Annotated in this window: 22 protein-coding genes; 3 read left to right on the top strand and 19 right to left on the bottom strand. The window is 62.1% G+C overall.

Features of this window, described 5'->3' with window-relative positions; translation table 11 throughout:
* Nucleotides 1–7 precede the first annotated feature (7 nt).
* From RT655_RS00615 to RT655_RS19970, 15 genes are all read right to left on the bottom strand, one after another.
* Nucleotides 8–421, bottom strand: a complete 414-nt coding sequence (locus tag RT655_RS00615) for a hypothetical protein (protein ID WP_313534396.1) — start codon at nt 419–421, stop codon at nt 8–10.
* Nucleotides 418–948 (bottom strand): HK97 gp10 family phage protein, encoded by a 531-nt coding sequence (locus tag RT655_RS00610; RefSeq protein ID WP_313534395.1) that lies wholly within the window; start codon nt 946–948, stop codon nt 418–420. Before RT655_RS00610 ends, RT655_RS00615 begins: the two co-directional genes overlap by 4 nt.
* On the bottom strand, nt 948–1,316 hold the full coding sequence (locus RT655_RS00605; RefSeq protein WP_313534393.1) for a head-tail adaptor protein: 369 nt from the start codon (nt 1,314–1,316) through the stop codon (nt 948–950). The genes RT655_RS00610 and RT655_RS00605 overlap by 1 nt, the downstream gene beginning before the upstream one ends.
* Complete coding sequence (locus RT655_RS00600) at nt 1,313–1,939, bottom strand: head-tail connector protein (RefSeq protein ID WP_313534392.1); 627 nt, start codon at nt 1,937–1,939, stop codon at nt 1,313–1,315. Before RT655_RS00600 ends, RT655_RS00605 begins: the two co-directional genes overlap by 4 nt.
* A complete protein-coding gene (locus RT655_RS00595; RefSeq protein WP_313534390.1) occupies nt 1,936–2,157 on the bottom strand; it encodes a hypothetical protein in 222 nt (73 codons plus the stop codon). Before RT655_RS00595 ends, RT655_RS00600 begins: the two co-directional genes overlap by 4 nt.
* Nucleotides 2,154–2,654, bottom strand: a complete 501-nt coding sequence (locus tag RT655_RS00590) for a hypothetical protein (protein ID WP_313534389.1) — start codon at nt 2,652–2,654, stop codon at nt 2,154–2,156. The genes RT655_RS00595 and RT655_RS00590 overlap by 4 nt, the downstream gene beginning before the upstream one ends.
* 13 nt (nt 2,655–2,667) lie before the next feature.
* Nucleotides 2,668–3,456, bottom strand: a complete 789-nt coding sequence (locus RT655_RS00585) for a hypothetical protein (protein WP_313534387.1) — start codon at nt 3,454–3,456, stop codon at nt 2,668–2,670.
* 13 nt (nt 3,457–3,469) lie between these two features.
* Entirely contained in the window at nt 3,470–4,597 is a 1,128-nt protein-coding gene (locus tag RT655_RS00580) for a hypothetical protein (protein WP_313534384.1), read from the bottom strand.
* Complete coding sequence (locus RT655_RS00575) at nt 4,572–5,966, bottom strand: phage portal protein (protein WP_313534382.1); 1,395 nt, start codon at nt 5,964–5,966, stop codon at nt 4,572–4,574. The genes RT655_RS00580 and RT655_RS00575 overlap by 26 nt, the downstream gene beginning before the upstream one ends.
* Entirely contained in the window at nt 5,966–6,232 is a 267-nt protein-coding gene (locus tag RT655_RS00570) for a hypothetical protein (protein ID WP_313534380.1), read from the bottom strand. Before RT655_RS00570 ends, RT655_RS00575 begins: the two co-directional genes overlap by 1 nt.
* Before the next feature lie 50 nt (nt 6,233–6,282).
* On the bottom strand, nt 6,283–7,668 hold the full coding sequence (locus tag RT655_RS00565; protein ID WP_313534379.1) for a phage major capsid protein: 1,386 nt from the start codon (nt 7,666–7,668) through the stop codon (nt 6,283–6,285).
* Between the two features lie 40 nt (nt 7,669–7,708).
* Nucleotides 7,709–8,344 carry an HK97 family phage prohead protease gene (locus tag RT655_RS00560; protein WP_313534378.1) on the bottom strand — a complete coding sequence of 212 codons (636 nt, stop codon included), beginning with the start codon at nt 8,342–8,344 and terminating at the stop codon, nt 7,709–7,711.
* Nucleotides 8,345–8,354: 10 nt separating this feature from the next.
* The gene (locus RT655_RS00555) at nt 8,355–10,259 is read right to left on the bottom strand and encodes a terminase TerL endonuclease subunit (protein ID WP_313534377.1); all 1,905 of its coding nucleotides are present in this window, start codon (nt 10,257–10,259) and stop codon (nt 8,355–8,357) included.
* Entirely contained in the window at nt 10,204–10,596 is a 393-nt protein-coding gene (locus tag RT655_RS00550) for a hypothetical protein (protein WP_313534376.1), read from the bottom strand. Before RT655_RS00550 ends, RT655_RS00555 begins: the two co-directional genes overlap by 56 nt.
* A gap of 173 nt (nt 10,597–10,769) precedes the next feature.
* On the bottom strand, nt 10,770–11,045 hold the full coding sequence (locus RT655_RS19970) for an HNH endonuclease (protein ID WP_409530222.1): 276 nt from the start codon (nt 11,043–11,045) through the stop codon (nt 10,770–10,772).
* Here RT655_RS19970 and RT655_RS19965 point away from each other — a divergent pair.
* The 3 genes from RT655_RS19965 to RT655_RS00540 all read left to right on the top strand — a co-directional run bounded on the left by RT655_RS19965 (nt 10,948) and on the right by RT655_RS00540 (nt 14,334).
* Nucleotides 10,948–11,547 carry an ArsR/SmtB family transcription factor gene (locus tag RT655_RS19965; protein ID WP_409530221.1) on the top strand — a complete coding sequence of 200 codons (600 nt, stop codon included), beginning with the start codon at nt 10,948–10,950 and terminating at the stop codon, nt 11,545–11,547. The two genes, RT655_RS19970 and RT655_RS19965, sit on opposite strands and share 98 nt — an antisense overlap.
* Before the next feature lie 1,161 nt (nt 11,548–12,708).
* Complete coding sequence (locus tag RT655_RS00545; RefSeq protein WP_313534375.1) at nt 12,709–13,521, top strand: HEAT repeat domain-containing protein; 813 nt, start codon at nt 12,709–12,711, stop codon at nt 13,519–13,521.
* Between the two features lie 3 nt (nt 13,522–13,524).
* The gene (locus RT655_RS00540) at nt 13,525–14,334 is read left to right on the top strand and encodes a hypothetical protein (RefSeq protein WP_313534374.1); all 810 of its coding nucleotides are present in this window, start codon (nt 13,525–13,527) and stop codon (nt 14,332–14,334) included.
* Between the two features lie 250 nt (nt 14,335–14,584).
* Here RT655_RS00540 and RT655_RS00535 read toward each other — a convergent pair whose 3' ends face one another.
* The 4 genes from RT655_RS00535 to RT655_RS00520 are packed head-to-tail and all read right to left on the bottom strand — an operon-like array spanning nt 14,585 to nt 19,605.
* Nucleotides 14,585–16,609, bottom strand: coding sequence for a hypothetical protein (locus RT655_RS00535; protein WP_313534373.1), 2,025 nt, complete (start codon nt 16,607–16,609; stop codon nt 14,585–14,587).
* Nucleotides 16,599–17,546: a hypothetical protein gene (locus tag RT655_RS00530; protein ID WP_313534372.1), complete on the bottom strand. Its 948-nt coding sequence runs from the start codon at nt 17,544–17,546 to the stop codon at nt 16,599–16,601. Before RT655_RS00530 ends, RT655_RS00535 begins: the two co-directional genes overlap by 11 nt.
* Complete coding sequence (locus RT655_RS00525) at nt 17,543–18,550, bottom strand: TRAFAC clade GTPase domain-containing protein (RefSeq protein ID WP_313534371.1); 1,008 nt, start codon at nt 18,548–18,550, stop codon at nt 17,543–17,545. The genes RT655_RS00530 and RT655_RS00525 overlap by 4 nt, the downstream gene beginning before the upstream one ends.
* Nucleotides 18,547–19,605, bottom strand: a complete 1,059-nt coding sequence (locus tag RT655_RS00520) for a GTPase-associated system all-helical protein GASH (RefSeq protein WP_313534370.1) — start codon at nt 19,603–19,605, stop codon at nt 18,547–18,549. Before RT655_RS00520 ends, RT655_RS00525 begins: the two co-directional genes overlap by 4 nt.
* Nucleotides 19,606–19,634: the final 29 nt, after the last annotated feature.

The following is a 19,634-nucleotide window of genomic DNA, read 5'->3' as shown; positions in this document are numbered from 1 at the left end:
CTCTGCCTCAGACCGCGACGTCGTGGCTGACGCGGAGGTCCTGAGTTCGTTCGAAGGCGCCGCCCAGGCCGATGCCCTCGGGCCCTGCGCCATCGGTGGTGATCGAGACCGCAGACCCGCCGCCGAGATCGCCCGTCCGATGCGCGCAGCAGCGGACCACCAGGCGCCGCAACAGGCGCGCGTCGCGCAGATTGTCGGCCCGTACTTTCACCGAGACGCGCTCGACGGTCCGAACCCGCTCCCCCCGCTTCAGGGGCTTGCGCTCGACCGTGCTGGTGGTGGTGAGCAGAATTTGCGGCAGCGGTGCGCTCTCCGGAAGCGCTCCGATCTTGATCTGGCCAGCCGACACGATCGGCTTTAGCTCGGCGAAGTCGAGCAGCAGCGCGCCGACGATGTCAGCGCCCTCGACGCTCTCGCTCATGCTTCGTCCTCGGGATCTGCGGCGCCGACGATCTTGCCGCCGGCGATCCTGCTGTTGATGTAAGCCTGCGCCGCGGCGATGGCGTCAGCCCCACGCAAGTCGAGAGCCGGGCGAAGGAACGGCGAAGGGCGCGCGCCGGGGTGGTGCACGGTCTCGCCGACAAATCGACCGCCGATCACAAGAGACCCGGCCTTCGCCAGCTGGTTGATCCGCCCGATGCTGCGGCCCTGCCGCTGGTTCTCTGCGACTCTGATGAAGTGCGGCTCGGTGCCCCACTCCTGCCAAACACCAAGCGAATAGCCCCAGCCCGGCTTGACGGTGATCTTCACGACGATCCGGCCGTCTCGGCTGGACGTCTTCAAGACGAGGTCGTCGCGAATCTCCTCTGCCAGGGCCCGCTCGCGCGCATCATCCGCAATCACCTTGCCGCCCGCGCGTCCAGCGCCGCGGAGCAGCTTGGTCTCTATCTCCTTCGGCAGCTCGGCAAAGAAGCGGTTGACCGTGTCTCGCCCGCGCACCGTGACCATCAGGCGGCGTTCCCAGCCGGGCTGTAGTCCTCGACCATCATCTCCAGCCCATCGCGATTGCCGAGGATCGCCGGCCCGGACACGATCTGCATGATCCGCTCCGGCACCTTCTTCCGCAGCAGCACGAGGCGCATGTTGGAGGCCACATCATTACGGAAGCGGATGCGTACCCGCGCCGGGTGCGCCGCGACGTTGATGCCGTCGGCCAATTTCTCGCCGCGGCTCGGCAGGGTGTCCTGCACTTCGGCCCAAACTTCTTTCACCAGCACCCAGGTGCCTGATCCGGCTCCGTCGAGACTGTCGTCAGCAACCGGCCGCTCGATCCGCACGCGACGATTCAGCTTGGATGGATCGAACACGCCCGTCATGCGAGTACCGGTTGCCTAAGTCGCGCGAGCAGCCGCTCGGCGGCCACCGAGGCGTTATCGTAGGCACCGGCGCGCTGGTCGAGCATGCCAGCGACGAGCACGATGATCGCTTCGATCATGCAATTCGGCGCCTCGCCGGCGTCATATCCAGCGGTGTAGGCCACGGTGACCCCGCCGCCTGCGCGAAGCTGAGGCCATTGGCCGGTTGCCGGGTAGATGCGGAGGAGATCGCGCGCGGCGGAGATTTCGTTCGGCGCCAGCGCCGCAGCGCCGGCCGGGCCGTCATAGGTGATCGAATCGATTGAGACGACGGGCCGACTATAGAGTGCGAGGTGGCTATCCCAGCCGCGGAAGTGCTGCACGAGCGTGCGCTGGGCCACGATCCGGCCGGTATAGTCCTCGACCCACTCGCGCGCGGCGCGGATCTTCTGCGCGATCAGGAGGTCTTCCTCGTCTTCCTCGATTTTGCAGTGCAGGCGGACCTGTTCGACCGTCACCGGCTCGACGACAGGCAGCGATGCCGGGCGACCGTCGTCGATCAGTGCCGCATAGGCGGCAACGACCTCGGCTTCGGTTGCGGTGTCCGGCGCTCCGGTTGCCGCACGCATCTCTTCGATGGTCATTCGATCACCTCGAAGCGCGCGACGTAATAAGGGCCCTCGCCTTCCTTCGTCGTAGTGAGCAGGACTGGCTTTCCGCCCAGCATGCCGCCCTTGACGCTCTCGGGCCGCGCGGTGGTGCGGTTCGGCAGGAATGACACCTTGTTGCCCTGTAGGCCCGCGATGCCGTCGAAGACGCCTGCGATCTCCAGCTGAACCCGGCTGCCGTTTTCGATATTCACAGCTGGCGAACCGTCAAAACCGCCGTGCGCTCATAGCGCTTCGGAGGCGTGGCGTCGGTCAGGATGCGGACGGACACCGGCAGCAGCACGCCGCCCGCGGCGAACGAGATCGATTCCGCGTATGCCTGGTCGACCAGGAACCACAGCTGGATCTTCTTTCCAGCCGCATCAATGATCGGACGATAGCCGGAGGCGGCATCCACGCCGATGCCGAGCAGAGCCGCGGTCGACGACATCTTGATGGCCTCGATCTTGGCGATGCCCTCGCCCTGGTCGAGCAACTCGGCGAAATCGATCGCATACGGGGCGTGATCGCCCGGATCGAACTGCTGCGCCCACGCGCCCGCGCCGAGCGGGATGGCGGAGCCGCGCGAAGCTGCCGGCTGGATTACCGTCATGACGGCAGTCCGGTCACCAGTAGCGATCACGGCGCCCTTCTCCGCGGAGTTATCCGCTGGCGCGGCGAAGAGGCCGAGAGCTATGAGATGCGACAGCATGGCGCGCCTCCGATCAGCCCGGGATGATCCGGAGCGAGGGGGTGAGGTCGGACGTCGAAGCGAGCGTCATCGCCGCGCGAGCGACCAGTACGCCGTAGAGCGCCGTTCCAGCTGCCAGCTTGAACGGCAGGCCCGCGGCGACCGCCTGCGCGATCGACGCCGTGCCGAGCGCCGACCAGTCGGTCAGGTGGATGACGCCGACCAGCTTGTCGGTGTCGGCGGCATTGATCGTGACCGCGGCCTTGTCGGTGAACGTCGAGGCACTCGGGTTGGCCGAGAATATCAGCAGGTCCAGAGCAGCCGTCTGCGCACTCTTCGACAGCACCGACGCCGCCTGGATCAAGCCGGACCCCGCCGCCGCGCGCGCCGCATTGGTGAAGGTGAGCAAGCTGCCGACCACGTTGCCGCTGGCGTAGGCCGTCGTGGTGACCACAGGGGTGTTGCCGGGCGCGGTAAGCACGTCACCACCGACCCGTCCGATATATGCCTCGCCCGCCGGCGTTGGGGCGGCGAGCAGCACCTCAACGGTGTCGAGATACCCCGCGATCTGGGAGAGGCTGGCATTGCCCGTAGCCTGCAGCGCTTCGAGGCCGTCGACATAACCGTTCTGGGTAGCCAGAAGATCGGCAATCGCCTTGAGCCGACCGAGCAGGGTGTTCGCCGCGGGGCTCGCGGTGACTAGGCCCATGACGTCCGTGCCTGCAGCATCAGCGATCAAGTTTAGCGCGAACAGGATGCCGCCGATGTCCTTGAATGCAAGGACTTTCCCGGCGTCGACGGGGGTGGTGACGTTGTCGACCATCAAAGGCTCCTATTCAGGACTGAAATTGAACCGGTCTTGCGTCGCGGCCGCGCTTGACGGCCAGCGTCCAACTTTCGCCGGTGTCCGGTTTTGCGGTGGTGTCTCGATCGGCGATCCACAGCGAACCCGCCCAGGTGACAGCGTCGCCTGCTTTGTAATCGCCCTCACGCCAGACCCCGCGATAGATCGTCACCGGGATCGCCAGGTCGAACGACTTCGAGATGTCGCCCGCGCTGAAGCAAAGGCGAATGGTGCGACCACCGTCCTCGCTCTCGACCGACAAATCTTCGAGCGCGAAGGCATCCTTCGGCTTCGGAATGGCGTCGACCATCTCGCGAAGCTGTCGCTCGAGCGTGATCATATCGGCGTCCGAACCGACTACTCGCCCAAGCTTCCGGACGGAGCCGTCGGTCAAGGTGAGGACGAGATCGCCCGAGCGGTCGATCAGGGCGTCCGCAACGCCGACGCCATCCGCCGGGGGCGGCAGCGCGGAGACGGCTTCGTCGATCATCGACCGAACGACCGCAGGGTCGATATTCTCGCCATCCTTCGGCGCAGGCAACGCAGCAACTGCGCGATCCACAGCCTCGGTGATCATCGGCGCCAGATCCTCGGCGGTGACCGCTTCCGGCTCCGGTGGCGGCGGCAGTGCCGCAACGGCCTCCTCAACCATTCCGCGGACTACCTCGGGATCAACGCTTTCCCCATCTTTCGGAACGGGCAATGCTGCGACGCTACGCTCGACAGACTCGGTGATCATCGGCGCCAAATCCTCGGCCGTAACCACCTTGGCCACCGGCGGCGGCGGCAGCGCCGCGATGGCTTCGTCGACCATCCCGCGCACAACCTCGGGATCAACGCTTTCACCATCTTTCGGAACGGGCAATGCGGCGACGCTACGCTCGACAGCCTCCGTGATCATCGGTGCCAAATCCTCGGCGGTGACCACATCCGGCACCGGCGGCGCCGGCAGCGCGGCGACAGCCTCGCTCACGAGCGACTTGATGTCATCGGCTGGCAGCTGCGCAGCGCTACGCGCCTCCAGTTCAACAATCCGGGCCAATAGAGGCGCCGTGGCGCGCTCGACGTGATCACCAATCAGCTCGGCGATCAGATCAGCTAGCGCGTCGGAGTCGATCATCGAGATTGCCTTTCGCGCGGCGCCGGACGGCCCATAGGTCGATTATCTGCGCGCCCCGCTCGGACTGCGGAATTGGCGCGGGCGGTGGGGTGTCGGCTGGAGGTGGTGCAAATTCCGACGGTGCACTGCCCGAGGTGCCAAAGGGATCATCGCGTGCATCGCGCTTCGCCAGCGCGGCTAGGCTGTAATTCTGCTGCTGCAGATAGGGCGTTTCACCGCCAGCGACGGGGCGTTGGCCGATTTTGGCGCGGCCCTCGTTTGGCGCGATCAGACCTGCGGCGGCCCCCTCTTTCAGAACTTCCATCTGCGTGACGCTGTCCATGCGCAGGAGGTTCTCGACATCTAGTTCTGTCCCGAGCCCATCGCCGGTGCCGAGGCCCTCATCCAGGCAAAGCTCGATCGCTTCGATCAGCACCTGAAGGCACTGCGAGTAATATTCGATATTCAACGACTGGACGTTGTTGAAGGTGGGCTGCTGGCCGATGCCGATCTTATAGGGCGGGACATGGTAGGTCGAGCAAACGACCTCAGCGCTCCACTTGAGCTGCTCGATCAGCTGCGCATCGACAGCCTTTACCGTCATGGATTCGTATTTTAGCCCGTCGCCCAGCACCGCGACCTTGCCGACGTTCTCGCCGGTGTAATTCTCGTCCCAATGCGTTTTTAGGCGGTCTGCAGTTTCCTGCGAGATCTCGCCTGGCGCGGTGAGAATGCCACCCGGGTTGGACCCGCTCGCGAAGAACCGGGCGGAATTGTTCTGGATGTGCAGGCCCTGCGTCGCCGCGAGCCCGTTGGCATAGATGGGTGAGAGCCCAACCAGTGGGTGAAAAAAGCAGTTGAAGCGATCGTGGATGATCTCGCTTGCGGGAACGATGGTGGCTTGGGGCATGCCCGCAAGATGATCGGTATTGAGCTCGTAATAGACGGAGCCGTCATCGGCGACGAGCGGCTTCACCCGGCCGGGATCCAACACATACAGCGCGGTCACGACATTGCGGCCGTCCCGCTGCTTCAGGGCGTAGGTGTTGCCAGCCTGCAACTTGCTCAGCACCCAGTTTTCCAGGAACTGGATCCGGTTCTGGAAATGGTTCGGCTTGCGGAGAACCGGTGAATACGCCTGATTGGTCGTCTCCGACCACAGCTCGCCCTCCTGGCGAACAAGCTTGATCCGAAGCTTGGCGATGTCCGAGGCGATGAGGGTCTGGCAGGCGAACACGGCGTGGAAGGACAGCACCGTGTCCTTCTTCACCTCGATGCCCCGCTGCCATGCGCCGGTGAAGCTTTCGCGCACGGCCGGCCACCATCCCCCGCGCCCAGATGGCGCGCGAAGCGATTTTTCGCGAGAAATGGTGAAGCCGAGGAAGCGCATCAGCCCTTCGCGCGCATGTCACGGCGCTGGTAGGTGCCACGGCCCGAACGAACCTTGCCTCCTGCCGGTGGCTTGGGATCGGGATCCTCCGTCGGCGTCGGAGATGGCGTAGGCGACGGGGCCGGAGCCTCTTCGTCATCCGCAGGATCTGCTCTGCGGATCGCGCGGAGCAGGGCTGCATCGCGATCAGTCTTGGTTTCGAACGGGTCGCCGGCCACAAGCTGGCGATCGCCATACCGAAACGCTTTCTTGGCGATCATCTTCATGAGGGTCTCCCGAAGCAAGCCGGGCGAGCCGAAACCCGCCCGGGGAAGCATCACTGGTAGTTGGTGCCGGTGATGTACTGGACAGCCGCGGCCCGGCGCTTCGCCCAGTTGATGTACCGCTCGGCACGGATGCCGATGAGGTTCATCTGCCAAAGCGAGACCATGACAGTCGTAGCTGTGGGCGGGTCGGTCGGGGCGCTGTCCATCTGCAGCGAGGCTTCGCTGCTGACGTCGAGCATCGTCTCGCCTTCGTCGGCGAGCAGGATCTCGCTGGCCTTGGCCAAGATGATGCGCGAGCCGGCCGGGATGACGGGCGGACCGGTGACCTGCGCCTGCGCCGGAATGTTCTCCGACAGCACGACCGGAAGACCGAGCAGCGTGCCAGCGCTGGAGCCGCTGATCTGCAGGCCAGGGAATTCCGGCTGGCCGAGCGGGTTCAGCATCAGCGCAAGGCCCAGCGCCTGCGTCTCCGTCATGATCCAGACGGCGCCGGCGAGCGACATGTTCGCCTGCACATACTTGACCATGACGTTCTTGGCGTCGGTTCGGAACGCGTCCGCGTCCGTGCCGGTCGCGACGACAGGCGTAACCCCGTTGGTGATCGAAGCCGGGGACACAGCGCTGGCCGCCTTGTCCGGGTCGACGAACTGGCTGTCCGTGAACTGCGCGGTCTGCGCGATCAGGTCGTCACGAACCAGCTGCTCCGCCGACGGCGACGAAGCACGGGCGAGCTCGTCGGTGATGACGACGATGCCGGCCGTCTTGGCGCGGCCGAGGCTGATCTGATCGAACGACAGGGCGCTGACCGGCTTCGGCTTGCCCTCGCCGACCCAGCCCACGCTCGATCCGCCGGTCTGGCGCGGGATCTTGATCTCGAAGGGCACCCGGCGAAGGCCCTGGATGCGACCGATGATGGTTGCCGGCCGAAGCAGTTCGGCGAATTCGCTGACCATATTCTGGTATTCGACCAGCGGCTTGGCCCAGTTGGTGTCGGTCGTGGTGCCCGCGGCGACAGCAGCCTTGAGGATCGTCTCGACCTGGGGGGTGTCGCCCCAGCCCTTGGCGATCTCGGCGGCCTGCATGAGGTTGCCCTTCGATCGGGCGAGCGCCATCGCGTAGCGGGTGAAGCTGGTGCCTTTGGGCAGGTTGGTGCCCTTCACCTCGATGCGGGTGCCGCCGCGCGCAGCGGAGCCTTCCTCGGACGAGCCACCGACCGCGGGAACGCCCTTGGCGGCGAGCGTCTTCTGCAGCGAGCGAAGGCGCTTGATGTGCGCGTCGATCGCATCGACATCGCCCTCGAGGCCGTCATATTCTTCCTGCTCGGCAGCATCGAGGGTCGTGCCCTCGGTCGCCGCCTTCGTCATGATTTCTTCCATGCGGCTCTGCGTCGAGGCGCGCTTCGCCTCGAACGCCGCGATCTGTGCAGCGATATCCATTTTCAATGTCCTGTTGGCGGCGCTGCGCGCGGCCAGGGTGTTACGCCGTCTTCCTGATCGGCTTGATCGAGGTGATGACGACGGGCGGCGCCCGGTCGCGGGCAGGATCCGCCAGCTTGACCACCCGGACGGATTTGCCTGACGCGGCTTCGTCGGGGGTTTGCGGGGGGATAGGGTCCGGGTCGGCGACGCCAGCCGCCTTGCGCAAGCCGGTGTCGATCGACTTGATCGAGGTGATCGTGGCGTCGGCCTGCATGGGGATGGTGACGGCGCTCAGCTCGTACCAGTCCCACTCGTCGAACTCGACCCCGCCGTCGTTGATGAGGGCGTACTTCACAGCACGGAAGCCGATCGACACCGCGCCGACGAGCCGCATCTTGATGCACTGCCAGGCGAAGTCGAGCAGGTCCTTGAGCTTGCCCGGCTCGTCCGTCTTGGCGATCTGCGCCTTGAACTTGATGCCCTTGGCGGTCGGGGTCGCCTCGATGACGTGGCCGATCGGCTGCTCGTGATTGTGCTGCCAGAGGAACGGCAGCGGGAGCGCGAACTTCGCCCCTAGCGGGTTGACGATGTCGCCGGCGCGGTCGGGCGTCGGTGTCGAAGCAATGCCCTCGATGACGCGGTCTTCCTCGTTGATCGACTTGATTTCGATCTGCGAATAGGCGCGGTTCTGCATGGAGCACCTCCTAGATGATGATCATTTGGAAGGCCGGACCGCGGGTAGCCGGCATGGCGGTGATCACGCCGACAGCCATGCAAAGCGCGATGGCCGCGTCGATCTTGTTCACGGCTCGCTCCTTCGCGAGCCAATAATTGCCCCAACGATCCTCGTCAGTGACCGCCGACATGATCGCCGAGATCAGGACCGGGCTCTTCAGAAGCCGTATCCGCTCTTCCAGGATCATCGATTCCAGCGCCTTGACGGACGCGGGCATCCACAGGCCTTCGGGTTCTTTCTTCTGGCGCTTGGCCGCCGCGATCATCGCCTCGGTCGGCTTGCCCTTCTTCGTACCGCCTTGAGGGTGCTCTACCTGCTCGACGTTGATGCCCAGTTTTTTGAGCTCGGGGTCGAAGGAGGCGCGGTAGGCATATCGGTCATAGCCGAGCCCGATTACTTCGAAGTTGTGCACGTCCTCGGCCACCGCCTGGGCAACATGCTCGTAGGCGATCACTTTGCCCTTGGGCGCCTTCAGATGCCCGTCGGCGACCCAGACCTCGTAGGGAGCCTTGTCGGCGAGCGCGCGCATCGCCAGCGTGTCGCCCGGCGTCCATGCTTCAATCCAAGCGTCGTAGGTCGGCTTCTGGACGATCCGGATCTGGCCGTCCTCCTGCTCGATCTCGACGGCCTTGGTGCCCGTCTCGACGATGCCGGCTTTCGCGGTGAGATCTCGCGTTTGCGATAGATCGAGCCCGAACGCAGCACGCTTGCCATAGTGGATCGAAGGCGAAAACGTCGCGAGGCACGGCTCCAGCGCGGCCCGGGTCATCCATGCCGCCTCGGCATCGGTCCAGACGCAAAAGTGCAGACGCAAGATGCCGTTGAGCTTGCCCGGCATCATCTTTGCCTGGGCGACGACGCCAGCGAGATACTCCTCCGTGATCGTCACACCGAGCAGCGGGTTCGCCTTCGGCCAACAGCTCGGATCGTTCAGCGGGTCATCGCCCTTATCGAGGGCGCAGACATAGGCGAAGGTCGTGTCGTCGATGACCTCGCCGAGATAGGCCGGATCGTCATCTTTGGCGTCGGGGTTACCGGCCGCACAGCGGATGGCGTGCTCGTGCTCCTCCCAGCAAATGGAGTTGCGGTCCGAACCACTGTTCGTGATCATGAAGAGGAGCGGCTGGCGGCGGAACTTGAAGCCGCGCTCCAGCATCTCCATCACGCCGCGATCGGGATGCTCGTGCACCTCATCGCACAGCGCGAAGTGTGGCCGCGGGCCAGAACCGGTCTTCTTCGCCTCTCGGCTGATCGGGCGGAAGAATGAATTGGTGGCCAGAAAGGCCATGTTGAAGACGTTGCCCGGCCCGCCGCTCTGCTTCACCCGCTTGGCCAGCTCGGGCGACTTGTCGACCATCTTCACGGCGTCGTTAAAGAGAATGCCAGCCTGCTGCTTAGTCGCGCCTGCCGCGTAGATCTCAGCACCAGCCTCGTTGTCGGCCATCATGCCGTAAAGGCCGATGCCGCCCGCGATCGGGCTCTTCCCGTTGCCCTTACCCTCTTCGATATAGGCGCGCCGAAAGCGGCGCGTCCCGTCGGCTCGTTTCCAGCCGAACAAAGAGCCGACCTTGAACGCCTGGCTCTCGTGCAGGAGGAGCGGCTTGCCCTCGAACTGCCCTTCGCTGAGCTTCAACCGGGTTTCGAAGAACCGCATCGCGCGCGCCGCGGCCTCGGGATCGTAGTGCAGCCCGCGATCCTGCGCCTGCTCCAAATCGTCCAGGTGGCGACGGCACGCGTTGCGCACGTGCGGACCGGCGACAACCTCCCCCGACATCACGCGCGTCGCATATTGCCAGACGCGATCGTGCCGCGGGTCATCACCCGAAGAATTCGTCCTCTTCCTCTTCTTCGCCACCGGCGCGGTTGCGCTCATCGGTAAGGCCAAGCTCGCTCATGTAGGCGCGCATCTGCCCGTGCATTGACGCGGGGAACCGCGACGGGCCACGCTTGAACTCTGCCCAGAGCTCGCAGAACGCGATCGCGGCAGGCTCGCGCGATCCGTCCAGCCAGCCGGCCGGCGCGATGTAGCGTTTCCATGCCTTAAGCGCCTCACCCTTGAGCCCGGCCGGCTGCACAAGCTTCCCGAAGCTCGTCTGAGCCTCGTCGATTTTCTCGCGCGCCTTTGCGCGATTTCCGTGCCGCGTCGCATTGTGCGTGCCGTCGACAAGCCGAAGTGTTGCCGGTTTCGGCTTCGCTCCTCGCGTCGCCATAGTCTTCTCCGTTACTTCGCAATGACTTTGTAGCGCCGGAAGTAACGCAAGTATTCATCGCAAGTAAAACGTTGCACATTGACCATTCCGAACGATCAATCTGCAAATGCGAAAAAATGGGGACGGAGCGGTGTACGCCAGCGAGCGCTTTCGGGTTTGGACCCCCCCCACCCTCATCCGATCCGCCAGCCGTCGGCTCCTATTTCCGCCTGCTGGCGATGCAGACGCGTGCCCCGATCCTCGGCTGTCTTGATGTCGTGGCAGGACTTACAAAGGCACTGAATGTTGCTGTCTTCGTCCAGCCCGCCTTTGAAGAGCGGGATGATGTGGTCGGGGGTGACAGCTGCGGTGATGATGCCTTTGGCCTTGCAGTGCCGACAGAGCGGCTCTGCCGCTAAGCGTCGCGCTCGATCGCGCTGCCCATGTCTGCCTCGACGCCTTGCTACCATCACGCCCACCCCGCCATTCTGTTACCGCTTACGGGTGAGACTGAGGAACCAAGCCCTTGCCGATTTGATCGAGGCCAAATTGAAAACGCCGCCAGCGGATACGAGCAGCGTGAAAGGGTCGCCATGTAAGGGCACTGCATGCCAATGCGACACCACCGCGACGTTAAGCGACAACATTATGAAGTTGCAGCACTTATACGCTGAAATCGATCTAGCATCCGACCTCATGAAGGTGCTGTCCGGGAGCCACCGCATCCTCATATTGACGCAGCTTCTCCATGGCGAATCGTGCGTCCGACATATTGCCGCTGCAATCAACATGCCCGTCACAGCGGTATCGCAGCAACTCTCCGTACTACGAGGCGCCAAGCTGGTGGTTTACCGGCAAGAAGGCCAGCTGCGCTTTTATTCTCTCTCGAATTCGCCAACGCATGCGCTTCTACAATCAGCGCTGGGAGTGCCTCGGGAGGACTGCATAAACAACTTGAAAAATGATCAGTAGGTAGCCTTCGGACTTCCACAAGAACGTCCATCGACATTCTGTAGATTGCTGGCGATGCGCAGTGGTATGGGGACCAAGATCGTCTGTCGCCGAGGCTGCTTGAGCAGCGATGCCCCGAAGGGCTGTTCTCGTTCTGTATCACCAGCGGGACGATTTGCCAAGCCCGATCTCGATCGTCAAAGTTCTCTAGAACGTCGGGGTTAGTCTACCAAACGCAGCGAACGGGGAGCATATCTAGCAGCTGCAATGGCGCTATACGCCACATTGAGCACTGCGTTCGAAGTGCCTTCCAGGCGCACCGTGAGACTGCTGCGGAGCACGCCGCTACCAGCCGGGTGATCCGGCCGCGCTCGGGCGTTGACGTTCTAGGCTGCGCAAGAAGACAGCATGGTTGGACGCAGGGCCTGAAAGTCAGACGATAGGGCAGCCCAGCCCTTGCTGCTTATGTTTCTTTTGAGAGCTGGCCGGGCTGCCAGTCGAACCGCTCAAGGCCAGAGGATTGGTTGCCCTCGACAGATCATGCATGGCAGCACCTAACGGGCGGACTGGCGTCATGCGTTCCGATCTGCCGAACAGGGCCGAAATCGCGGCGGCAGCTTTCGACCAGGTTAGAGGCCTATTGGCGAATGGGGTACGATCGTCCGGGCCGAACGAGGTCGATCGCGGTCAAATCGCTTAATCTGCGGTCCCGCGCTGGCATCGATCTCGGCTCCGGCGGCTCTCGCCCGAAGTTCACCCTTACCCAATCCGATTTATGTCCGCCGACGAATTAATCGGCGTGCGTTTGACCGACTATGCATCATCTTGGTTTCGCAAGCCAAACACGACTGCGCCGAACGTCATCCTCCGGCCGCGCCCGACATCGCCCCCCCCCTTTTCGCTGACCAACATCAGCAATAACTTGGAAACATCACGCCAAATGGAGCACTAAATCGTTCTATGGTAACGATTTTGATTGACCAGTTGGGTATTTCAACAGACCATCCACTTGCCGGGTCGAATCGCTCAGATTTACCTGGCTTCTCCTAGATACAGATAGAGGACGAGCACATGAAAGAGCTTGAAATCGGCAACCTCGATATCGAGGTAGCGCCCTGTGCCTTCGAAGGCAGCGTCATCGATCTGTTCTGGCTGACCATCTACGAACTCTGGTAATAACCTATGCTGCAGGATTTTGAATCGCTGCTGCATTCCAACTTGGACCGCCCAGACTATCTGGGCGGTCTACTTGAGGAATTCGCGCAGGGTGGCGCCCTTGAAGAAGCAATTCTGGATCGCGCCTCAAGCATTTTCGAGAAGCAGCTGTCTGTAATCTCTTTCGGTGCGGACGTCTTATTGCTGCTCCGAAACGAACGCTACCAGCTCTTAGTGCGCAAAATGGGGGATCCTGAGTTCTGGTCGGTCAAAGAGGCCCGGCCAAATCTGTTTCTCACGACCAGCCCGACGGACAGCGTGGTGGTTTCGGTTTCGAGAGAGCCCGTGTTCATGGACCGGTACGACATCGATCGACCGGTCGACCTGAATGCATTTGATCCGAATGCACGTCTCGTATGCACAGAGCGATGCAATGTCACCGGCAAAGCGGTGCAAGAGCTACGCGGCTGCCAAATATACGACTATCACTCGGATGGCGCATTCCTGCAGTTGCGGCTGATGAAGATGCCATTCGCGGATCAGGTCTGGCTATTCGATCGCGCCACACTCGCCCCGAGCTATCCAGCATCGGTGGGCGGGGAAAATTCGATGCTCGTGAATCTGGCGCGCATGTTCGGGGCGATGAAGACGCAGGAGGCTGTGCCCGAATTGGAGGCCCTTTGGGAGCATCCGGTTCATTACGTCCGCTGGGCGGCTCTGCAGGCCGTCGGTCGTATCGATGGAGACCGCGCGCGAAACATGCTGCGAGGCGCCGTCGACGATCCACATCCGCTGATACAGCGCGCTGCACAGCGCGAACTTACAAAAGCCGGAGCATAGAAGATGGTGAAAGTGTTTGATCCACAAGTGACCGGCAAAACGTCTATTGACGGGTTTTACGAGGAATTTGATGCGATCGAGCACCCTTTCAAATCACCGCAGTTCCTCACAGAAGCCGCAGACGCGCTTGCCCGCTTGAACGCGAATAAAAGTCTCATTCACGACAAGTTCGCCGAGCAAGGTGGATGGGCGAGTGTTAAAAGCACGTTCCAATCGACGCAATCCATTATCCTTGAGCGTCGCCAAACGCGTTACGGACGAATTTCTCTGCGGTGTAACTTCTGGTTCCCTCTACAGCATAGCAAATTCGAGGATCTAGAGCGTAACATCTACGCCTACGAAATGGCGCACAATCACAACTTTGAGTTTATGACCATCGGTCATCATGGGACTGGATATTATACAGACGTTGGCGTGATAGACCCCAACGCGATAACCTCCTATGACGAGCAGGCAATAGAAATCAGTAACAGACGGCGTATACAGCTGTGTGAAGGAAGGGTGTTATACTTCAAGATGTTTTCGGACATTCACGTTCAACATCCGTCCGATGAGCCTTCGATCTCCCTCAACCTTGTTCTCGATTCATCAGAATGGGAGCGAGAGCAATTCGAGTTCGACATGGATCGGGGCGTGAAGCTTGGATATGTGCGGCAGGGAAGTGTCGAACGCGCTATTTCAGCTGTCGACTTCTGCCGTTTTTTCGATAGTCCTGCCGCTAGTCAGGTACTGGACAAACTACGGGACCAAGCGCCTTTCACTTCGATACGCAACGCGATCGATGTCGGCGCCTCGATCAAGGTTGCTGCTTAGCTGAGACTAGCAGAGCCGCCTCCTCGGTCATTTATTCATTCGTACTTAAGGGTGGTCCCCGCCCCACCAGCGTGCCAAATTCGGCAACGACGGTTGCCGACCAAAACGAGACGTTCATTATCACTGATGTCAGCGTCAGCTCTTCTCACAACATGACGTTCGGATCGCGTAAACTGACTAGTCGGCTGCGCCCAACAAAGGTCGATCGGAGGCATCGCTGCACATGCTCTTTGCTGTCAGTCAGCGGTGCTCACCAAAACCATCTCTTCTCCTTGCGACGAACAAAGTCTTCGAGATGATGGATCTTCCAAGCTTCGAACCGGTTGCCACCGCGCTTCGCACGCAATTTCAGGTCTGACACGGCATGCAGTCCCAGGCGGGCATAGACCGCCTCGACAAGACCATCGATCTCGCCTTGCCCGACTGCCTCGAGAATTTCGGGAGCTACCAATCGGCCTTCGAGGAAAGTAGCGATAAGCACTTCGAAAAGCGCATCTGACATCGACCAGCGGTAGATACCAAGCGATTGGAAAGCTCGTTCGAGATATCGCCGTGCCTCGTTAGGAAGGCCATTACGCGCAGTCAGACTCTTTAGCGGCGAAAAGAGGCGCACGATCCGCTCTCGTCCTGCGACACCTCGGCCGATCGCGCTGATGAAGGATAGGACCATCAGATTGGGATGGGCACCGTCCCCCGCGCTGGTCGCCAGTTGTCGCCAAAGTTCGTTCGGCGGGAATAGGAAGCCAGAATGTTGGAGTGCCTGCGCGGCTGCTTCCTCCAACAGCTCCGGCGGAAGCAATACGCCACTTTCGAACGCCCGCTGCAACATGCTTTCGCTGCGGCCCAGCGCAGCGCCGACGAGGCGACTATCGCCAGGCGCTTTGGTTAGTTCATCGACGAGCAGCTCCACTTCGTCGGGCCAACCTTCTAGCAGCGCGGTCACGCTGTCGTTGGCCAGCTTGTCGCGTACCCGCGCGAGCACGGTCTGCAGCGGTCGGCCAAACGCCGCGGCTTTGCCGATCAGCAAGCTTGGAGACGTCCGGGGCCTTTCCCAGAAGGCGTGCTGATCGAGGAGCTCGGGCCGGATTTCCAGCAACCGCGTTGCGACAGCTTCCGTAAAATTTGCCTGCGCCAGATCTTCGATCGCGGTCGTCTCGGCAAGAGACTCGAATATTGCGGCCCCCAGCGTTCCTTCGGCATACGGAGAGCTGCGATCGAGCAGCACGCCCAGATCGGCTGGCGCTTCCCAGGAGATCGGCTGCGTTAGCCAACCGGCACGCATCGTGATTTTGAGATCGCCGAATTGTTCCACAACCTGCAACAAGGGCGATCCATCAAAACCGCCCTCGAACAGCTGGCCGAGCACCGACTGCGCCAGCCGGGTGGCATTTGCGTAAGGCAGTGCGTTAACAAGCGCGGAGACAATCGAACCGCGATCGGGTCCGGTCATCGCCTGCCACAGTTGGACTAGCGGGAGGACAGCGGCGCGTGGTTCAGGCGCATCAAAGGCGTGCCGGGCGAGAAAGCTGCGGATTGGGGTAAGCGCCGGATGCGGCAGGTCCATGAGGAGCAGGTCTGCCGCCTTGCCATCGACTTCATCTGACGTGGCGAAGATGTGCTGTGGGCCTGTAAAAAAGATGATGCAGCTCGCATCGACGGCCGGAGGCGCCTCATCAGTAAAGCTGAAGAAAGCGGTATCGCGCCGCAACGCAGGCCACATCTGCCGCCACAGCGCAAGCAACAGCTGTTCGTCGTCTGCCGGCGTGGTAGCTGGTAAGATAGCGGGGCGTGCCGGACGGCGCGCATAGAGGCTCGCGATAGCTGCCCGCGCGGCACCGATTGTGAGTTGGCGCGGCGCAGCGCAGCTTTCAGGAATAGCAGTGATTGGGCCAGAGAACGATCCGATCGTGCGCTTATCGGGGCGTCGAAGGAGCGCGAGGAGGCGGCTCGGATCCTCCAGCATGGCGAGCGTCTGATAGTCAATTATCAGGGAATGCGTCCAGACGCTGCCCGGTCGCGGCATCTCAGTAGCCGGCCAGGTCCGCGCCAACACATAAGCGTTCTGAGCTTTTAGCGGATAACCGACAAGGTAGGAGCTGTCACCATCGAGCAGGCCCGTCGTCAGCAAGTCGCTCATCGACCCGAGCAGCTGATCTGCCGGTTCGTCTAGCGCACGCGAAGCCGCAAGCAGCCTGTGCCCCCGATCGTAGCCATGAACGGTCTGGTCAATGCGCAGCGAACTCCGGCCGCGATGGGGGGCCGCCTCAGCCACCATCTATCAGCCAGGCGATAGGGGATGTCGGGTCATGGCGAGGCACGTCGGGTCCGATCATGATCACCCGCTCGGAAGCATTCTCAAGCGCCGCCAAACGCGGCGCATCGCGCGGCAAACGCCCGCCCTGGGCGCTGGCACCGTAGAAGCGAATTTCCCACGCGTCAGCGTTGTAGCGCAGGAATTGTGACAGCATCGGCCGCTCTTGAGCGAACCACTGCTCAGGGGTTCGCTCATCCTCCCCCTCGATCACAGCGTCCCACGCCGACACGATCACCGCAAGACGTCGCGGCCTCCGCAACCTTGGTCGCCGGTTTGCGAACTGCAGCAACTCGACGATCATAGCCTCCTCCGGCATCCGATCGGGTCGGAAACGGAGGCGTCGTTTCGTACCATCAGGGCCGCGGACCTCCCTCTCGGGTTCGGCTTCGTCGGGAGCTTCACTTGCCTCGAAATAGCTCTGCGGACCAGTTACAGACTGCTCCGGGTTCCGGTCTCCTACCAGGGCCTCCTCATCGGCGTCGCCATAATCAGAGATTAGGTGCTCATCGTGCGGCTTCTCGGCATTGGTAAAGAGCAGGATGCCATCGGCGTCGCCGAGTGCATCGGCCACCGAGCGAAGGCACTTCCCGGTGGCGGCCGGGCGTTCGAACAGCTCCCCTCGAAGATCGGGGATGATCAATTCGGCCTCGTCCCCGGTAGCGCGCGTACGGACATGTACGGTCGCCCAAGCCTCTGAATTCTCGCGGGTTCGCACAAACGTCTCAAGCGCGAGCCAACGATCCTGCAGCGCGTTCAAATGACGCTCGTCGGCGGCCATCTTACCCATTATAAGAGCACTGTCTGTTTCGTCGGAAATCAGCACGTGTCGCATCGCGGCGATATATGTGCTCTTGCCTGAAGCCGGGATGCCGGCGACGAGAATGCGCCGAACGGTCATTGCCACCTCGTTACAAACATGAGCCGATCGAGCGACGACGTGCTCGCCGCGTTCGGTGTCCAAAAGGTCGTAGTGAAGGATTGGTCGGTAACGGCCGGGAGATTCGCTTCGATCAGCCGCTGCACCCCTTCCCCAAAACTCGACTGTCCTTTGCGGGCGCGGCACGCGATCAGATGAACCTCCACATGAGTCTTTTTGCCGCGTCGCTGAACTTCCTCGGCAAGGACAGCGACGCGCTGCTCCACCAGTGTGCGTTGCAGGGCGCCTTCGAGCAGATCCGTCTTAGTCACGACCAGGTGGACGTTCTTGTTCGCGAGATAGCCGGACTGAGCAAGCGCCAGAATCAGTTTGCGGGCGCCGGCGATCTCGGCCTGATGGCTTGTGACGAGTTTCTGTCCGTCGACAAGAAGCAGGATGGCGTTCGCACGCCCAATTTCGTGAAAGTCGGCAAATTGAGCCGGCGTGTTGAGCGCCCGGTCGAAGTGCTCACCCGAGCGATCGGAAAGCAACACGTCGAGTTGACGACCATCGGGGACCGCGATCCGCAGATGAATGAAGATTAGGGGCGAAACGCTCCGAGTGCGCAAGGTGGTCGGCTTGTCCTCTCCGGACGCGACACGCGAATCGAAGCACCGCTCTTCTAGGCCCTTGATAGTCTCGGATCCGGCAAACCCGAACCCCTCCAACAGGCCACGCCGTAACAGATCATAGAGCGCCGAAGCGAAGGTCGTCTTGCCGGCATTGGGCGCCGCCACCACGGCGAGGACTAGCCCGCCATACGCGCGCAGAAATGCATCGGCCTCATGGATCGAGAGGACTCCCATCCTTCCGGTCGAGACGGTGTCCGGCTCGGTCTCTGCTGATGCGGGCTCGCCGGGCTCAGCATCTTCCGGCGGGACTACGTCGGGACATTCATCGAACGGGAGTTGGTTGATGCAGACGCCCGATATGGGGCCGCCACACCCCGGCTGCCGGCATACCGCCTTCGAGAGGTCCGTGATCATTTAGCTCTCGGCAGCACTCGGGCAATCACCACCTCGCGATATAATTGAAGAGCGAGATCGTGCGGCCCCATCTTGCTGTCGGCGGATATTCGGGTGATACGCTTGAACCTGGGTCGCCAATCCTCATCCTCGCCAACTTCGCCTGATAATTGCAACGCTAGGCTGACCGGCAACAGATCACCGTTGAGCGCAGTTGCCGCTTGGAAGCGGGTCTGAAGAACTGCCGGCGCCTCGGCTATCGAATCAGACAGGGCCAGCTTCTGCGGACGACCTTTGCGGTCTTCGCGAATAACGCGGTCCAGCAGCGCGAGCGCCGCAAAAAGGCCCAGCGGCAGCGTCGTCTTCGCAGCAAGTTCGTAGCCAGCGAGGATCGCGGCTTCGCTCTGCTTCATCAAGCGAAAAGGCTTGTTGAGTTCATCGCTCCACCCGCCCACAACCCACCAGTACGTGCGCAGCTCTTCCTCGAGCCGACGCGTATAGGCGTTCGCGTTGTTCACGCTGGCGATAGCTGCAGCTTGCACCGCGAGCGCATAATCGGCGACCTTGCGAATAGCAGCCTTAGTAGGCGCAGGTGCCACTATCTGACCATAGGGAGTGTTTTGAATTGTCACCTCGTCCAATGATCCGGTGACGTCCGAAGGCATCTCCGGCGCGGCGGAGTCGGTTGGTCGTGAAGCCACTGAGATCTGCATGTTCGCCAGCGTCTCTTCCGCCTCACGAATGAGTTGCGGGTGGGTTGGACTTTGTCGAACTGCGCCAAATGCCGCGGTCACAAGCGCTAAAGCGGTTAGACCGCCGAGCCGGCTTCGTTCCTTCATCTCAGCCGACAGAACGGCCGCTAGCAGGGCGACCGCCTCAAGGTCCGAGGGCTCGAGATCGAGGGTCGGATCCGCTTGGTGCATGGCGTCGAACAGTGGCTTCGCACCGGCATCAACGCCGAGCCCCAGCGCGCCGCGCACGGCGCTTGCCAGGTGGACGGCCTTGAACAGATTGTAGCCAGCCTCTGCCGCCGTCTTTCGCGCGGCGATGATCTCTGGCGCAGTGGCTATCCCCATCTTCGCGTAAATGGGGCCCAGAGCCTCGA

This window comes from Sphingomonas sp. (assembly GCF_032114135.1).
GTDB lineage: Bacteria > Pseudomonadota > Alphaproteobacteria > Sphingomonadales > Sphingomonadaceae > Sphingomonas.
This window is presented reverse-complemented; position numbering and strand designations above follow the sequence as displayed.

Coding starts and splice junctions, on each gene's coding strand:
- RT655_RS00590 (WP_313534389.1), bottom strand. CDS start 2,654: ATGCTGTCGCATCTCATAGCTCTCGGCCTCTTCGCCGCGCCAGCGGAT.
- RT655_RS00580 (WP_313534384.1), bottom strand. CDS start 4,597: ATGATCGACTCCGACGCGCTAGCTGATCTGATCGCCGAGCTGATTGGT.
- RT655_RS00525 (WP_313534371.1), bottom strand. CDS start 18,550: ATGATCACGGACCTCTCGAAGGCGGTATGCCGGCAGCCGGGGTGTGGC.
- RT655_RS00610 (WP_313534395.1), bottom strand. CDS start 948: ATGGTCACGGTGCGCGGGCGAGACACGGTCAACCGCTTCTTTGCCGAG.
- RT655_RS00575 (WP_313534382.1), bottom strand. CDS start 5,966: ATGCGCTTCCTCGGCTTCACCATTTCTCGCGAAAAATCGCTTCGCGCG.
- RT655_RS19970 (WP_409530222.1), bottom strand. CDS start 11,045: ATGGTAGCAAGGCGTCGAGGCAGACATGGGCAGCGCGATCGAGCGCGA.
- RT655_RS00560 (WP_313534378.1), bottom strand. CDS start 8,344: ATGCAGAACCGCGCCTATTCGCAGATCGAAATCAAGTCGATCAACGAG.
- RT655_RS00605 (WP_313534393.1), bottom strand. CDS start 1,316: ATGACGGGCGTGTTCGATCCATCCAAGCTGAATCGTCGCGTGCGGATC.
- RT655_RS00585 (WP_313534387.1), bottom strand. CDS start 3,456: ATGGTCGACAACGTCACCACCCCCGTCGACGCCGGGAAAGTCCTTGCA.
- RT655_RS00535 (WP_313534373.1), bottom strand. CDS start 16,609: ATGGTGGCTGAGGCGGCCCCCCATCGCGGCCGGAGTTCGCTGCGCATT.
- RT655_RS00540 (WP_313534374.1), top strand. CDS start 13,525: ATGGTGAAAGTGTTTGATCCACAAGTGACCGGCAAAACGTCTATTGAC.
- RT655_RS19965 (WP_409530221.1), top strand. CDS start 10,948: ATGATGCCTTTGGCCTTGCAGTGCCGACAGAGCGGCTCTGCCGCTAAG.
- RT655_RS00550 (WP_313534376.1), bottom strand. CDS start 10,596: ATGGCGACGCGAGGAGCGAAGCCGAAACCGGCAACACTTCGGCTTGTC.
- RT655_RS00570 (WP_313534380.1), bottom strand. CDS start 6,232: ATGAAGATGATCGCCAAGAAAGCGTTTCGGTATGGCGATCGCCAGCTT.
- RT655_RS00555 (WP_313534377.1), bottom strand. CDS start 10,259: ATGAGCGCAACCGCGCCGGTGGCGAAGAAGAGGAAGAGGACGAATTCT.
- RT655_RS00520 (WP_313534370.1), bottom strand. CDS start 19,605: ATGGGGATAGCCACTGCGCCAGAGATCATCGCCGCGCGAAAGACGGCG.
- RT655_RS00600 (WP_313534392.1), bottom strand. CDS start 1,939: ATGACCATCGAAGAGATGCGTGCGGCAACCGGAGCGCCGGACACCGCA.
- RT655_RS00530 (WP_313534372.1), bottom strand. CDS start 17,546: ATGACCGTTCGGCGCATTCTCGTCGCCGGCATCCCGGCTTCAGGCAAG.
- RT655_RS00565 (WP_313534379.1), bottom strand. CDS start 7,668: ATGGATATCGCTGCACAGATCGCGGCGTTCGAGGCGAAGCGCGCCTCG.
- RT655_RS00545 (WP_313534375.1), top strand. CDS start 12,709: ATGCTGCAGGATTTTGAATCGCTGCTGCATTCCAACTTGGACCGCCCA.
- RT655_RS00615 (WP_313534396.1), bottom strand. CDS start 421: ATGAGCGAGAGCGTCGAGGGCGCTGACATCGTCGGCGCGCTGCTGCTC.